General features: G+C 54.9%; 16 protein-coding genes. 14 read left to right on the forward strand and 2 right to left on the reverse strand.

Features of this window, described 5'->3' with window-relative positions; all coding sequences use genetic code 11:
• Nucleotides 1-194: 194 nt before the first annotated feature.
• The 12 genes from CPJ18_RS24440 (at nucleotide 195) to virG (ending at nucleotide 10,625) form a co-directional block, all read left to right on the forward strand.
• Nucleotides 195-932 (forward strand): type IV secretion system lytic transglycosylase VirB1, encoded by a 738-nt coding sequence (locus CPJ18_RS24440; protein ID WP_010891503.1) that lies wholly within the window; start codon nucleotides 195-197, stop codon nucleotides 930-932.
• Entirely contained in the window at nucleotides 932-1,297 is a 366-nt protein-coding gene (gene virB2, locus CPJ18_RS24445) for a pilin major subunit VirB2 (protein ID WP_010891502.1), read from the forward strand. The genes CPJ18_RS24440 and virB2 overlap by 1 nt, the downstream gene beginning before the upstream one ends.
• A complete protein-coding gene (locus CPJ18_RS24450) occupies nucleotides 1,297-1,623 on the forward strand; it encodes a type IV secretion system protein VirB3 (RefSeq protein ID WP_010891501.1) in 327 nt (108 codons plus the stop codon). The genes virB2 and CPJ18_RS24450 overlap by 1 nt, the downstream gene beginning before the upstream one ends.
• Nucleotides 1,623-3,992: a type IV secretion/conjugal transfer ATPase VirB4 gene (gene virB4, locus CPJ18_RS24455; protein WP_010974916.1), complete on the forward strand. Its 2,370-nt coding sequence runs from the start codon at nucleotides 1,623-1,625 to the stop codon at nucleotides 3,990-3,992. Before CPJ18_RS24450 ends, virB4 begins: the two co-directional genes overlap by 1 nt.
• 16 nt (nucleotides 3,993-4,008) lie before the next feature.
• On the forward strand, nucleotides 4,009-4,671 hold the full coding sequence (virB5, locus tag CPJ18_RS24460; protein ID WP_010891499.1) for a pilin minor subunit VirB5: 663 nt from the start codon (nucleotides 4,009-4,011) through the stop codon (nucleotides 4,669-4,671).
• A gap of 100 nt (nucleotides 4,672-4,771) precedes the next feature.
• Nucleotides 4,772-5,659: a type IV secretion system protein gene (locus CPJ18_RS24465; RefSeq protein ID WP_010974917.1), complete on the forward strand. Its 888-nt coding sequence runs from the start codon at nucleotides 4,772-4,774 to the stop codon at nucleotides 5,657-5,659.
• A 35-nt stretch (nucleotides 5,660-5,694) separates the two neighbouring features.
• Entirely contained in the window at nucleotides 5,695-5,862 is a 168-nt protein-coding gene (locus CPJ18_RS24470) for a type IV secretion system lipoprotein VirB7 (protein ID WP_010891497.1), read from the forward strand.
• Entirely contained in the window at nucleotides 5,849-6,562 is a 714-nt protein-coding gene (locus CPJ18_RS24475; protein WP_010891496.1) for a type IV secretion system protein VirB8, read from the forward strand. Before CPJ18_RS24470 ends, CPJ18_RS24475 begins: the two co-directional genes overlap by 14 nt.
• Nucleotides 6,559-7,440, forward strand: coding sequence for a P-type conjugative transfer protein VirB9 (gene virB9, locus CPJ18_RS24480; protein ID WP_010891495.1), 882 nt, complete (start codon nucleotides 6,559-6,561; stop codon nucleotides 7,438-7,440). Before CPJ18_RS24475 ends, virB9 begins: the two co-directional genes overlap by 4 nt.
• The gene (gene virB10, locus CPJ18_RS24485; protein ID WP_010891494.1) at nucleotides 7,437-8,570 is read left to right on the forward strand and encodes a type IV secretion system protein VirB10; all 1,134 of its coding nucleotides are present in this window, start codon (nucleotides 7,437-7,439) and stop codon (nucleotides 8,568-8,570) included. The genes virB9 and virB10 overlap by 4 nt, the downstream gene beginning before the upstream one ends.
• A gap of 40 nt (nucleotides 8,571-8,610) precedes the next feature.
• Nucleotides 8,611-9,645 (forward strand): P-type DNA transfer ATPase VirB11, encoded by a 1,035-nt coding sequence (virB11, locus tag CPJ18_RS24490; RefSeq protein ID WP_010974918.1) that lies wholly within the window; start codon nucleotides 8,611-8,613, stop codon nucleotides 9,643-9,645.
• A gap of 218 nt (nucleotides 9,646-9,863) precedes the next feature.
• Nucleotides 9,864-10,625, forward strand: coding sequence for a two-component system response regulator VirG (virG, locus tag CPJ18_RS24495; protein ID WP_010891492.1), 762 nt, complete (start codon nucleotides 9,864-9,866; stop codon nucleotides 10,623-10,625).
• A 141-nt stretch (nucleotides 10,626-10,766) separates the two neighbouring features.
• Here the strand turns inward: virG and CPJ18_RS24500 are convergent, their stop codons facing one another.
• Nucleotides 10,767-11,375: a conjugal transfer protein VirC2 gene (locus tag CPJ18_RS24500; RefSeq protein ID WP_010891491.1), complete on the reverse strand. Its 609-nt coding sequence runs from the start codon at nucleotides 11,373-11,375 to the stop codon at nucleotides 10,767-10,769.
• Nucleotides 11,376-11,377: 2 nt separating this feature from the next.
• Nucleotides 11,378-12,073, reverse strand: a complete 696-nt coding sequence (locus CPJ18_RS24505; RefSeq protein ID WP_010891490.1) for a conjugal transfer ATPase VirC1 — start codon at nucleotides 12,071-12,073, stop codon at nucleotides 11,378-11,380.
• A 270-nt stretch (nucleotides 12,074-12,343) separates the two neighbouring features.
• On the opposite strand from CPJ18_RS24505, the gene virD1 reads away from it, so the two are divergent.
• Both virD1 and CPJ18_RS24515 read left to right on the forward strand, forming a co-directional pair.
• Nucleotides 12,344-12,787 (forward strand): T-DNA border endonuclease subunit VirD1, encoded by a 444-nt coding sequence (gene virD1, locus CPJ18_RS24510; protein ID WP_010891489.1) that lies wholly within the window; start codon nucleotides 12,344-12,346, stop codon nucleotides 12,785-12,787.
• A 33-nt stretch (nucleotides 12,788-12,820) separates the two neighbouring features.
• Entirely contained in the window at nucleotides 12,821-14,164 is a 1,344-nt protein-coding gene (locus tag CPJ18_RS24515) for a T-DNA border endonuclease VirD2 (RefSeq protein ID WP_065698656.1), read from the forward strand.
• Nucleotides 14,165-14,360: the final 196 nt, after the last annotated feature.

Below are 14,360 nucleotides of genomic sequence, written 5' to 3' on the forward strand. Positions count from 1 at the left end.
GCCTGATGGGCCGCTTAAGACAGGATTGAGTGATGCTGACCGAAAGTCCGCTCACCGGACGCTAACAATGAAATCGAAAAGAAGAAAACAAAAATCCTAGAGTAACCGACCCTCCCGATAATCGTGAACATCAGATGACAGCATTTCTTCCGACCGAAGTGGCTGTGTTGGTTATGAGCTTGGGGAGATGGGGAATGTTGAAGGCAACAGGGCCGCTGTCGATTATCTTACTGGCCTCCACGTGCCCGTCGAGCGGTGCTGCCCCACTTTCATTTGCTGAGTTCAATAATTTTGCACGCGAATGCGCTCCATCCGTTGCTCCATCTACGCTTGCAGCGATCGCTCAGGTCGAAAGTCGCTTTGATCCGCTTGCTGTGCATGACAATACCACCGGCGAAACGCTTCACTGGCAGAACCAGGCTCAAGCAACGCAAGTCGTGATGGACCGTCTCGAAGCACGGCATTCGCTGGATGTTGGGCTCATGCAGATCAATTCCCGGAATTTTTCCGTGCTTGGTCTGACACCTGACGAAGCCCTTCAACCTTGCACGTCATTATCTGTCGCCGCAAACTTGCTTGGGAGCCGCTACGCTGGCGGCAACACGGCTGACGACGAGCAATTGTCGCTTCGTCGGGCAATCTCCGCCTATAACACCGGTGATTTCACGCACGGCTTCGCGAACGGCTACGTGCGAAAAGTTGAAACGGCCGCTCAACAGCTCGTCCCCCCGTTAACCGCGCGTCCAAAAGATGATCGTGAGAAGCCGGGATCCGAGGAAACATGGGATGTTTGGGGGGCATATAAGCGTCGTTCCCCGGAGGGCGGAGCTGGCGGGTCATCCGGTCCGCCTCCGCCGCCAGACGAGGACAACCGCAAATCCGAAGACGACGATCAACTCTTGTTCGACTTAAATCAAGGAGGTCCGCAATAATGCGATGCTTTGAAAGATACCGTGTACATCTGAATCGCCTCTCGCTCTCGAACGCGGTGATGCGCATGGTATCCGGCTATGCGCCGAGCGTGGTCGGTGCAATGGGGTGGAGCATTTTCTCCTCTGGGCCGGCCGCGGCCCAATCTGCAGGTGGCGGCACTGACCCAGCCACAATGGTTAACAACATATGCACGTTTATCCTTGGTCCGTTCGGCCAGTCACTCGCTGTTCTTGGCATCGTGGCCATCGGAATCTCCTGGATGTTCGGTCGCGCTTCACTCGGTCTCGTTGCCGGCGTCGTCGGCGGCATTGTCATCATGTTTGGAGCCAGCTTCCTGGGCAAAACGCTGACTGGAGGTGGCTAATGAATGATCGTCTGGAAGAAGCAACCCTTTACTTGGCGGCGACACGGCCCGCATTGTTTCTTGGCGTGCCGCTGACGTTGGCGGGGCTACTCGTGATGTTTGCCGGCTTTGTCATCGTCATCGTTCAGAACCCGCTGTACGAAGTCGTTCTCGTGCCCTTGTGGTTCGGAGCGCGGCTTGTGGTGGAACGAGACTATAACGCGGCCAGCGTCGTTCTACTTTTTTTGCAGACGGCGGGAAGGAGCGTTGATGGTCTGATTTGGGGCGGCGCAAGCGTTAGCCCAAATCCAATCAAGGTTCCCGCGCGAGGGAGAGGAATGGCGTAATGCTCGGAGCAAGTGGCACAACCGAAAGGTCTGGCGAGGTCTATCTACCCTACGTCGGGCACGTCAGCGACCATATTGTCCTTCTAGAAGATGGATCGATCATGACGATGGCGCACGTAAGTGGCATGGCCTTCGAACTCGAAGATGCCGAAATGCGCAATGCACGTTGCCGTGCATTTAATACGCTCTTGCGCAATATCGCTGATGATCATGTGTCAATATATGCTCACCTCGTACGTCATGACGATGTGCCGCCGTCACCCGCGCGACATTTCCGCAGCGCTTTTTCCGCCAGTCTGAGCGAAGCTTTTGAGGAGCGCGTTCTCTCCGGCAAACTCCTTCGCAATGACCACTTCCTTACGCTGATCGTGTCTCCCCGGGCCGCGCTTGGCAAAGTGAGGAGAAGGTTCACCAAACGCTACAGACAAAAAGAAAACGATCTCACAGCTCAAACCAGGAACCTGGAAGATCTCTGGCATCTTGTCGCTGGCGCTCTCGAAGCGTACGGCCTGCGTCGTCTTGGTATTCGTGAGAAGCAAGATGTGCTTTTTACGGAGGTTGGAGAAGCTCTGCGGCTGATAATGACTGGTCGATTCACGCCGGTTCCCGTCGTTAGCGGTTCGCTCGGCGCCTCGATCTATACCGACCGAGTTATTTGCGGCAAGCGGGGACTCGAGATCCGAACACCAAAAGATAGTTATGTGGGATCTATTTACTCGTTTCGCGAATACCCCGCAACGACGCGACCGGGTATGCTCAACGTGCTACTGTCTCTCGATTTTCCGCTTGTTCTGACGCAGAGCTTCTCGTTTCTGACTCGCTCGCAAGCCCACTCGAAGCTCAGCCTCAAGTCCAGCCAAATGTTGAGTTCTGGCGACAAAGCCGTCACCCAAATCAGCAAGTTATCCGAGGCGGAGGACGCACTAGCGAGCAACGAATTCGTATTGGGGGCGCATCATGTGAGTCTTTGCATATATGCAAATGATCTCAATAATCTTGCAGATAGAGGTGCCCGCGCCCGGACGCGATTGGCGGATGCGGGAGCTGTTGTTGTCCAAGAGGGCATCGGCATGGAGGCGGCTTATTGGTCGCAGCTGCCAGGCAACTATAAGTGGCGCACGCGTCCGGGAGCGATCACATCGCGCAACTTCGCTGGTTTAGTCTCATTCGAGAATTTTCCCGAGGGATCCGGCTCAGGTCACTGGGGCAACGCGATTGCGCGCTTTCGTACCAATGGTGGAACCCCTTTCGACTACATCCCGCACGAGCACGATGTCGGCATGACGGCGATATTCGGTCCCATCGGGAGGGGTAAAACGACGCTCATGACCTTTATCCTCGCGATGCTCGAGCAGAGCATGGTCGACCGCGCGGGTGCGGTTGTCCTCTTCGACAAGGACCGCGGCAGTGAGCTGCTGGTTCGCGCCACCGGGGGAACATATTTGGCGCTCCGTAGAGGAGCGCCGAGCGGATTGGCGCCATTGCGTGGCCTGGAAAATACAGCGGCTTCACATGATTTTCTGCGCGAATGGATCGTGGCGCTCATTGAGAGCGATGGCCGTGGAGGAATATCCCCCGAGGAAAATCGCCGTCTGGTGCGGGGTATCCATCGGCAGCTCTCGTTTGATCCCCACATGCGCTCAATCGCGGGGTTACGCGAATTTTTGTTGCATGGACCCGCCGAAGGGGCGGGAGCGAGACTCCAACGCTGGTGCCGTGGCAATGCACTAGGCTGGGCGTTCGACGGCGAGCTCGACGAAGTAAAGTTGGATCCTTCGATTACTGGTTTCGACATGACGCATCTTCTCGAATATGAGGAAGTATGCGCTGCCGCCGCAGCATATCTTCTGCACCGCATTGGAGCCATGGTTGACGGCCGTCGGTTTGTGATGAGTTGCGATGAGTTTCGCGCCTATTTGCTAAATCCTAAATTTGCGGCGGTCGTCGACAAGTTCCTGCTTACTGTCCGCAAAAACAATGGGATGCTGATACTGGCAACGCAGCAACCTGAGCATGTCCTGGAATCGCAGCTAGGCGCCAGTCTCGTCGCGCAATGTATGACGAAGATTTTCTATCCTTCACCCACGGCAGATCGATCGGCTTACATCGATGGACTGAAATGTACTGAAAAGGAATTTCAGGCGATCCGTGAAGACATGGCAGTAGGTAGCCGGAAGTTTCTGCTTAAACGAGAAAGCGGAAGCGTCGTCTGCGAATTCGATCTGCGGGAAATGCGCGAATATGTCGCCGTACTTTCGGGGCGCGCCAACACGGTGCGCTTCGCGGATCAGCTTCGCAAAGTACAGGGGGACAACCCATCAGCCTGGCTCAGCGAATTTATGGCTCGTTACCACGAGGCAAAAGATTGATCAAAGGTGGGGAACTATGAAGATCATGCAACTTGTTGCTGCGGCCATGGCCGTCAGCCTTCTTTCGGTCGGACCCGCGCGGGCGCAGTTCGTTGTCAGCGATCCGGCGACGGAAGCTGAGACGCTGGCGACGGCGCTCGAGACTGCGGCAAATCTCGAACAGACCATAACGATGGTGGCGATGTTAACCTCGGCTTATGGCGTCACCGGCCTACTAACTTCGCTCAACCAAAAAAATCAGTATCCCTCGACCAGGGACTTGGACACGGAAATGTTTTCGCCGCGAATGCCAATGTCGACCACGGCACGTGCGATCACCACCGATACAGATCGCGCCGTAGTTGGTGGCGACGCTGAAGCGGATCTGTTGCGATCGCAGATCACCGGTTCCGCAAATAGCGCGGGCATTGCGGCTGACAACCTGGAGACGATGGACAAACGCTTAACAGCGAATGCCGAGACCTCGACACAGCTTTCTCGCTCTCGCAATATCATGCAGGCAACCGTTACCAACGGTTTGCTTCTCAAGCAGATCCATGACGCAATGATTCAAAATGTACAGGCGACCAGCTTGTTAACGATGACCACCGCGCAGGCTGGCCTTCATGAGGCGGAAGAGGCGGCCGCTCAACGTAAGGAGCATCAAAAGACTGCGGTCATCTTTGGGGCCGTCCCCTGAGACTGGGCGACTTATTCGTGCCGCCCATCTGCACATTTCAGGATGCGAGTTCATTGTATCCGACATTCTGCGACAAGCCAGTCAAGGTCAGGTCCAAACGATGAATTTCACGATCCCGGCGCCGTTTACGGCCATTCATACGATCTTCGATCTAGCCTTTACGACAAGCCTGGACACAATGCTTGGGACGATCCAAGAGGCGGTGAGCGCGCCATTGGTCGCCTGCGTCACTCTTTGGATTATCGTTCAGGGTATTCTGGTCATGCGTGGCGAAATCGACACGCGCGGCGGTATCACTCGGGTGATCACGGTCACCGTCGTTGTTGCCCTTGTCGTCGGGCAGGCCAACTACCACGACTATGTGGTTTCAGTCTTTGAAGAGACGATTCCAAACTTTATTCAGCAGTTTAGTGGCAGCGGCCTGCCTCTGCAGACCATTCCCGCTCAGCTCGATACAATGTTCGCCCTAACCCAAGCTGCATTTCAGAGAATTGCATCTGAAATCGGCCCGATGAATGACCAGGATATCCTTGCTTTCCAGGGGGCTCAGTGGGTCTTTTACGGCACGCTCTGGTCTGCCTTCGGAATCTACGACGCCGTCGGAATTCTCACGAAAGTGCTTCTGGCGATCGGCCCTTTGATCCTCACGGGATATATCTTTGATCGCACGCGCGACATCGCGGCAAAGTGGATCGGGCAACTTATCACGTATGGTCTCCTACTTCTCCTGCTAAACCTCGTGGCGACAATAGTCATCCTAACCGAAGCGACTGCACTCACGCTTATGCTTGGTGTAATCACCCTTGCCGGTACGACCGCGGCCAAGATCATTGGTCTTTACGAACTCGACATGTTCTTTCTGACTGGTGACGCACTCATTGTCGCTTTGCCGGCAATCGCCGGCAACATCGGAGGCAGTTATTGGAGCGGCGCGACCCAATCTGCCAACAGCTTGTACCGTCGCTTCGCTCAGGTCGATCGTCGTTAGGTCCCGCAAAAAAATTCACGTCGGTGGAGAACTCTATGAAATATTGCCTGCTGTGCCTGGCTCTCGCTTTAGGCGGCTGCCAGACAAACGATAAATTGGCGAGCTGCAAAGGCCCAATATTCCCGCTGAATGTGGGGCGATGGCAGCCTACGCCGTCAGATCTTCAGCTCAGCAACGTAGGTGGTCGCCATGAAGGGGTCTGAATACGCCTTGCTAGTAGCGCGGGAAACCCTGGCTGAGCACTACAAGGAAGTGGAAGCTTTCCAAACTGCGCGTGCGAAATCAGCGCGGCGCCTCTCCAAGGTCATTGCAGCTGTCGCAACCATCGCGGTTTTGGGGAATGTTGCGCAAGCCTTCACAATTGCCACCATGGTGCCGCTGATCAGGCTTGTGCCGGTATATCTTTGGATACGGCCGGATGGCACCGTTGACAGCGAGGTGTCCGTCTCCCGATTGCCTGCAACTCAAGAGGAGGCCGTCGTTAACGCCTCACTGTGGGAGTATGTTCGGCTGCGCGAGAGCTATGATGCCGATACCGCCCAGTACGCCTATGACCTGGTCTCGAACTTCAGCGCCCCAATGGTGCGCCAAAATTATCAGCAATTCTTCAATTATCCCAATCCAACTTCGCCTCAAGTCATCCTCGGCAAACACGGCAGGCTAGAGGTCGAACACATCGCTTCGAATGATGTTACTCCGGGTGTGCAGCAAATTCGCTATAAGCGAACCCTCATCGTTGACGGCAAAATGCCGATGGCGAGCACTTGGACTGCTACGGTTCGTTATGAAAAGGTGACCAGCTTGCCCGGCAGATTGAGACTGACCAACCCGGGAGGCTTGGTTGTCACCTCCTACCAGACATCGGAAGATACCGTTTCGAACGCAGGCCACAGCGAACCATGACGAAAAAAGCATTTCTCACTCTGGCATGTTTACTTTTTGCGGCGATTGGCGCGAGGGCTGAAGACACGCCAACGGCGGGCAGACTTGATCCGCGCATGCGTTATCTCGCTTACAATCCCGATCAAGTGGTGCGCCTTTCAACGGCGGTTGGAGCCACTTTGGTTGTTACTTTCGGGGCTAACGAAACGGTGACAGCTGTTGCCGTTTCCAATAGCAAAGATCTCGCGGCCCTTCCACGCGGAAATTATCTTTTCTTCAAGGCTAGCAAGGTTCTCCCACCCCAGCCAGTGGTCGTGCTAACTGCGAGTGACGCCGGTATGCGACGCTACGTTTTCAGCATCTCTTCCAAGACGCTGCCGCACCTCGATAAAGAGCAGGCCGATCTCTACTATAGCGTACAATTCGCTTACCCTGCCGATGACGCAGCGGCTCGCCAGAAGGCGGCACAAGAGAAGGCTGTTGCAGACCGTATACGTGCGGAAGCGCAATATCAACAGAGAGCAGAGGGTTTATTGGAGCAGCCTGCCACGACCGTTGGTGCCGAGGACAAGAATTGGCACTATGTCGCTCAGGGCGATCGTTCGCTGTTGCCGCTCGAAGTCTTCGATGATGGATTTACGACGGTATTTCACTTCCCAGGTAATGTACGCATACCCTCCATCTACACGATAAATCCGGATGGAAAGGAAGCTGTCGCTAACTATTCAGTCAAAGGGAGCTATGTCGAGATTTCTTCGGTTTCCCGTGGTTGGCGTCTGAGGGATGGCCACACGGTATTATGCATTTGGAATACCGCCTACGATCCCGTCGGCCGCAGGCCGGAGACGGGCACTGTGAGGCCCGATGTGAAGCGCGTCCTAAAGGAGGTGAGAGGATGAACGACGACAATCAGCAATCGGCGCATGATGTCGATGCGTCGGGGTCCCTGGTCTCCGACACACATCACCGGCGCCTTTCGGGGGCTCAAAAGTTGATCGTAGGAGGTGTAGTTCTCGCGCTATCACTTAGCCTCATTTGGCTTGGCGGGCGTGAAAAGAAGGAAAACGGGGACGCACCCCCGTCAACCATGATCGCCACGAACACCAAGCCATTTCATCCGGCTCCGATTGACGTTACACTTGATCCTCCGGCTGCCCAGGAAGCTGTTCAGCCGACTGCTCCTCCGCCAGCACGAAGTGAGCCGGAACGGCATGAGCCGCGGCCGGAAGAAACACCGATTTTTGCGTACACCAGTGGTGATCAAGGGACCAGCAAGCGCGTTCAACAAGGCGAAACGGACCGAAGACGCGAAGGCAATGGGGAAGACAGTCCTTTGCCGAAGGTCGAAGTGTCCGCCGAGAATGATCTCTCGATACGCATGAAGCCCACCGAGCTGCAGCCCACCAGGGCTACGCTCTTGCCTCATCCCGACTTCATGGTGACGGAGGGGACGATTATTCCATGTATCTTGCAAACGGCAATCGACACCAGTCTGGCAGGCTATGTAAAATGCGTGTTACCCTGGGATGTTCGTGGAACAACGAACAACGTTGTGCTTCTTGATCGCGGCACCACCGTTGTTGGCGAGATCCAGCGCGGTTTGCAACAGGGAGATGCGCGTGTTTTTGTGCTCTGGGATCGGGCGGAGACACCCGACCATGCCATGATTTCGCTTGCGTCACCAAGCGCTGACGAACTCGGTCGCTCGGGATTGCCGGGCACCGTCGACAATCACTTCTGGCAGCGCTTTAGCGGGGCCATGCTCTTGAGTGTCGTCCAAGGTGCCTTCCAGGCAGCGAGCACCTACGCTGGCAGCTCGGGTGGAGGGACGAGCTTCAACAGCGTCCAGAATAACGGTGAACAAACGGCAGACACAGCCCTCAAGGCCACGATCAACATACCGCCAACCCTGAAGAAGAATCAGGGCGACACGGTCTCCATTTTTGTCGCACGGGATCTCGATTTCTCAGGCATATACCAGCTTCGTATGGCTGGTCGCGCGGCGCGGGGGCGGGATCGCCGTCCATAACGAATTCAACTTATCACTTACAGATGGAGATACGATACAAATGGAGGTGGATCCGCAATTACGAATCCTTCTCAAGCCGATTTTGGAATGGCTCGATGACCCGCGGACCGAAGAAGTTGCGATAAATCGACCTGGGGAGGCATTTGTGCGCCAGGCCGGCGCCTTCCTCAAGTTCCCTTTGCCTGTCTCCTATGACGATCTCGAAGATATCGCTATTTTAGCAGGCGCGCTGAGAAAACAGGACGTTGGACCACGCAACCCACTTTGCGCAACTGAACTTCCAGACGGCGAGCGGCTGCAGATCTGTTTGCCGCCGACGGTACCATCGGGCACCGTCAGCTTGACGATTCGACGGCCAAGTTCCCGTGTTTCTAGTCTCAAAGAAGTCTCGTCCCGTTACGATGCTCCGAGGTGGAATCAGTGGAAGGAACGAAAAAAACGGCATGATCAGCATGATGAAGCTATCCTTCGGTACTATGACAACGGGGATCTGGAGGCGTTTCTGCACGCATGTGTCGTTGGTCGGTTGACGATGCTGCTTTGCGGACCCACCGGGAGTGGCAAGACAACGATGAGCAAGACCTTGATCAACGCTATCCCGCCGCAGGAAAGGCTGATTACCATCGAAGATACGCTCGAACTCGTCATTCCACACGAGAACCACGTAAGGCTGCTTTATTCTAAGAATGGGGCTGGGCTGGGCGCAGTGACCGCTGAGCACCTGCTACAGGCTAGCCTGCGCATGCGACCGGACCGAATACTGCTCGGCGAGATACGCGACGATGCCGCGTGGGCTTATCTGAGTGAAGTCGTCTCAGGGCATCCGGGATCGATTTCCACAATACATGGTGCCAATCCCGTCCAAGGTTTCAAAAAGCTATTTTCGCTCGTGAAAAGCAGCGCTCAGGGGGCTAGCTTGGAAGATCGCACCCTGATTGACATGCTCGCAACCGCAGTTGATGTCATCGTACCCTTCCGTGCCCACGGTGACATTTACGAGGTGGGCGAAATCTGGCTCGCTGCCGATGCGCGCCGGCGCGGTGAGACAATAGGCGATCTTCTTAACCAGCAGTAGTTGTGATCCATGTTTCTAAATGCCGCATGGCGCGTTGTAGAATTACGTTTGTAGCAATGCTCAGCAATCTTTGTCATCAAACGGAGACATCTAGTTTGCATTTCTGTCGTGCGCGGTTTGGTCGAAATCTTGCCGAAATGCCCGTGTAGTGAGAGAAAATTAAAGAGTGGAGTCTAACAAATACAACCTTTACGTGTATAAATTCTGTTGAGCTGCAAATGGCTGGCCAGGATCCTAGATTGAGAGGTGAACCGTTGAAACACGTTCTTGTCATCGATGACGATGTCGCTATGCGGCATCTTATAGTCGAGTATCTTACGATCCATGCCTTTAAGGTGACTGCGGTAGCCGACAGCAAGCAGTTCAATCGTGTACTCTGCTCCGAGACGGTCGATGTCGTGGTCGTCGATCTTAATTTGGGTCGCGAAGATGGGCTTGAAATTGTTCGTAGTCTGGCCACGAAGTCCGATGTTCCAATCATAATTATTAGCGGCGCTCGCCTCGAAGAGGCGGACAAAGTTATTGCGCTCGAGTTGGGAGCAACCGATTTTATTGCCAAGCCTTTTGGGACGCGGGAATTTCTGGCGCGCATCCGTGTTGCGTTACGCGTGCGGCCCAGTGTCGCGCGAACCAAAGATCGACGCTCATTTAGTTTCGCTGACTGGACACTTAATCTCAGGCGACGCCGCTTGATTTCGGAAGAGGGCAGTGAGGTGAAACTCACGGCAGGTGAGTTTAATCTCCTGGTTGCTTTCCTGGAGAAGCCGCGCGACGTCCTATCCCGGGAGCAGCTTCTGATCGCCAGTCGGGTACGCGAGGAGGAGGTGTATGACAGAAGTATTGATGTCCTCATTTTGCGGCTGCGCCGGAAGCTTGAGGGGGATCCGACGACCCCTCAGTTGATCAAGACTGCAAGAGGTGCTGGCTATTTCTTTGACGCTGACGTGGATGTTTCGTACGGGGGTGTGATGGCGGCCTGAGGTAGAGGTGCATTTCGCCTTTAGCAATCTGTTCCCAACGTGAGCAGATTGCTATGCGGCTTGGCAAAGCTGCCTTTCCTCGGTACTATCCGAAAAACTCAGCACTGCGGAGTGATTGGATGGGTCCTATCTTTTGAGAGATCAGCTGTTCGTTGCCTTCTCCCGAGCAAAGAAACATGCAAGCGCTGCGGTAGCCAGCTTGTGGCCGAAAGCCCGGGCGGTCTCCAATCCCAATGGATCAAAGTGATTGCGAGCGGCTTCTATTAGCGAGACCGGGAACATGCGGGAGGTCTGAACGATGATTGATTTTTCGAAAGCTGTGTGAGGGATCGGATAACTCTTCGGAGCCGCACGAAACGATCCATCCGCCAGCATGTTTTCAAAATCGCCAAGCGCACGGCGCAAGATCATTTGTAGCGACTTGGAAGGACTGTATTGCAGGATCAGGTTGTCATATATCTTCGATACTTCAGGCGCGGGCGGGCGCGCTGAAAGGAAGACCTGGATCTTTTCTGGCGCTGTCGTCGAACTCAAAGCATCCACGGTCAGCATCGATTGCTGATCAGAGCTGTGACAACGCTTGGCGGTGGCTGGGGCAGGTCGTCGATCTTCCTCGTCGAGATTTTCAGGCGGCTGCGGCAGGGTCGAGTTTTGGGTGGCAACAGGCAAAGAAGGATGGACGATTTCGGGTCGAGCGGCGGCAAGCCGCCTGGCCTCCCCGACAGACAAAGCGGGTTTGCGAATTCCCATCTTCACCCCTCCAAGGCTTCGCTAACCAATTTGGAGATAGTGACGAGTTCCTCCATGGCGATTCTGAGATTCCGTTCGAGGAGGCGCATTGTCGGATCGGTTCTCATATTCAGCAATGTGAGATGCAACATGCCACGTTCCTTCATCGCGGCAAATGCGTCTCTCTCGTGCATGGGAGACTGTACAACTGGAAGGCTTGCGAGCATGTCCGACATCGCGCGCTGCGATGTGGTCAATCGACCAACCGGCACGCGTTGGCGCAATACGGCTGTCGGAATTGCCAAGTTCTCGCTCAGCAGCAGTTCAATGACATAGCGGTAGGTCGACAATGCTTCATCGATATCGAGCGGAGTTAACATGGTCGGGATCAGAAGCAGGTTTGAGCTGGCAATGATCGTGTTGTTGAGTTCGCTCGAACCACCATGCGTATCGGCCAGCGCATAATCAAATCCCTGGAGTTCGGCGTCCTCATAGGCCGCCTCAAGGAGTGCCATTTCCTCGGCGGCGTAGACTTCGCAGAAGGAGCCCCAGGTATTGCTGCGAAGGGCGTTTTCTTTCCATCGCGTTAGTGGTCGGTTTTCATCAGCGTCGAAGAGAGCCAATCGTTTGCCGTCACTTGCAAAGGCGGCGCAAAGACCCATGAGTGCCGTGGTTTTGCCGGCTCCTCCCTTGAAGGAGCAAAATGTCAGAAGTTTCATGTCCTTATCCTGTCGATTTTGTGAAGCGGAAGTGCGTCTGTACTTTTATTTGTGTGTATGATTTTGCGATAATTCATGAGTAATGTAGTAATTACCTGATTTTATATTTCAATTTTATTGTAATATAATTTCAATTGTAATAATATAAAAATAAATATCCCTTATGTGTTCTTGATTTCGTTTTGTATATGGCTAGATTCCCATCTGCCACGACGAGGAAATGCTACGGCGGGGCAAGTTCAGATCTTTCCGTCTTCTATGGAGGAAGCTATGTCGCAAGGCAGTAGGCCCACCTCAAGTGACATTGCCGTCAACCAGCGCGAATGCGTGAAGGTTGAAGGCTTCAAGGTCGTCAGTACCCGATTAAGATCGGCCGAATATGAGAGTTTTTCTCATCAGGCACGCTTGCTGGGCCTCTCCGACAGCATGGCCATACGGGTTGCGGTGCGCCGCATTGGTGGCTTTCTTGAAATCGACGCAGAGACTCGTCATAGGATGGAGGCCATACTACAATCCATAGGAACACTCTCAAGCAACATTGCCGCGCTGCTATCTGCCTATGCCGAAAATCCGACAATGGATTTGGAGGCTTTGCGAGCTGAACGTATCGCCTTCGGTAAATCTTTCGCTGACCTCGACGGCTTGCTCCGTTCCATTTTGTCCGTATCACGGCGGCGGATCGACGGTTGCTCGCTGCTGAAAGACGCCTTGTAGCACTGACGTAGCACTTGGCGGGGAACATATTCGATGCCCGATCGAGCTCAAGTTATCATTCGCATTGTGCCGGGAGGTGGCACCAAGACCCTTCAACAAATTATCAATCAGTTGGAGTATCTATCCCGGAAGGGCAGGCTGGAGCTGCAGCGTTCAGCCCGACATCTCGATATTCCCCTGCCACCGGATCAAATCCACGAACTTGCCCGAAGCTGGGTTCAAGAGACTGGAACTTATGACGAAAGTCAGCCAGACGAGGAAAGGCAACAGGAGTTGACCACCCATATTATTGTAAGCTTCCCCGCGGGTACAAGCCAGGTAGCGGCTTATGCGGCGAGCCGGGAGTGGGCAGCCGAGATGTTCGGGTCAGGCGCAGGGGGGGGCCGATACAACTATCTTACGGCCTTCCACATCGATCGCGACCACCCACATCTGCATGTCGTCGTCAATCGGCGCGAACTTTTAGGACACGGCTGGCTGAAGATATCTCGGCGCCATCCCCAACTGAATTACGACGCCCTGCGCATAAAGATGGCCGAGATTTCACTTCGTCATGGCATTGCCCTCGATGCGAGCCGACGAGCAGAACGTGGCATCACCGAGCGGCCGATCACTTATGCCCAATATCGGCGCCTTGAGCGGGAGCAGGCTCGCCAAATCCGTTTCGAAGACGCGGATTTGGAACAGTCGTCGCCGCAAGGAGATCATCCAGAATTCAGCCAACCTTTCGATACATCCCCATTTGAAGCATCCGCGGGCGGACCGGAGGACATGCCTCGGCCCAACAATCGGCAGAATGAGTCGCAAGTTCATCTCCAGGAGCCAGCTGGTGTCAGCAACGAAGCCGGTGTCCTTGTGCGGGTTGCATTGGAGACGGAGCGCCTTGCTCAACCATTCGTTTCCGAAACCATTCTCGCGGACGACATAGGGAGCGGCTCTTCGCGTGTTGCCGAGGGCCGTGTGGAGAGCGCAAACCGCACTCCCGATATTCCTCGCGCAGCAACTGAAGCTGCCACGCACACGACACACGACCGGCAGCGGCGTGCAAAGCGTCCTCATGATGACGACGGAGGGCCGAGTGGAGCAAAACGTGTGACATTGGAAGGCATCGCGGTTGGGCCCCAGGCGAACGCCGGCGAACAGGATGGCAGTAGTGGCCCCTTAGTACGGCAAGCTGGAACGTCTCGGCCATCTCCACCGACGGCCACGACGCGGGCCAGCACCGCAACCGATTCATTGTCTGCTACAGCCCACCTCCAGCAACGGAGAGGTGTCCCTTCAAAGCGTCCGCGTGAAGATGATGATGGAGAACCGAGTGAACGCAAACGCGAGAGAGATGAGCGCAGCAAGGACGGGCGTGGGGGAAATAGGAGATAGAGAAGGACCGAGTGATGGCAAATGAAGAGTTCACCAGACACTATGCGTGGCCCGTTCCTGTGGCTTCGAATGATGAAGGGCGTGGGACCGCGCGGATCCCCATCCAGGCACAATCAATCGTTGCTGGAGAAGACGGTCGGGACACTTCGGTCCCAACGGCTTTGTCGCGACCGCCAATTGAAGATATGCCGCACGG

It is taken from the genome of Agrobacterium rosae (assembly GCF_002915175.1).
GTDB lineage: Bacteria > Pseudomonadota > Alphaproteobacteria > Rhizobiales > Rhizobiaceae > Agrobacterium > Agrobacterium rosae.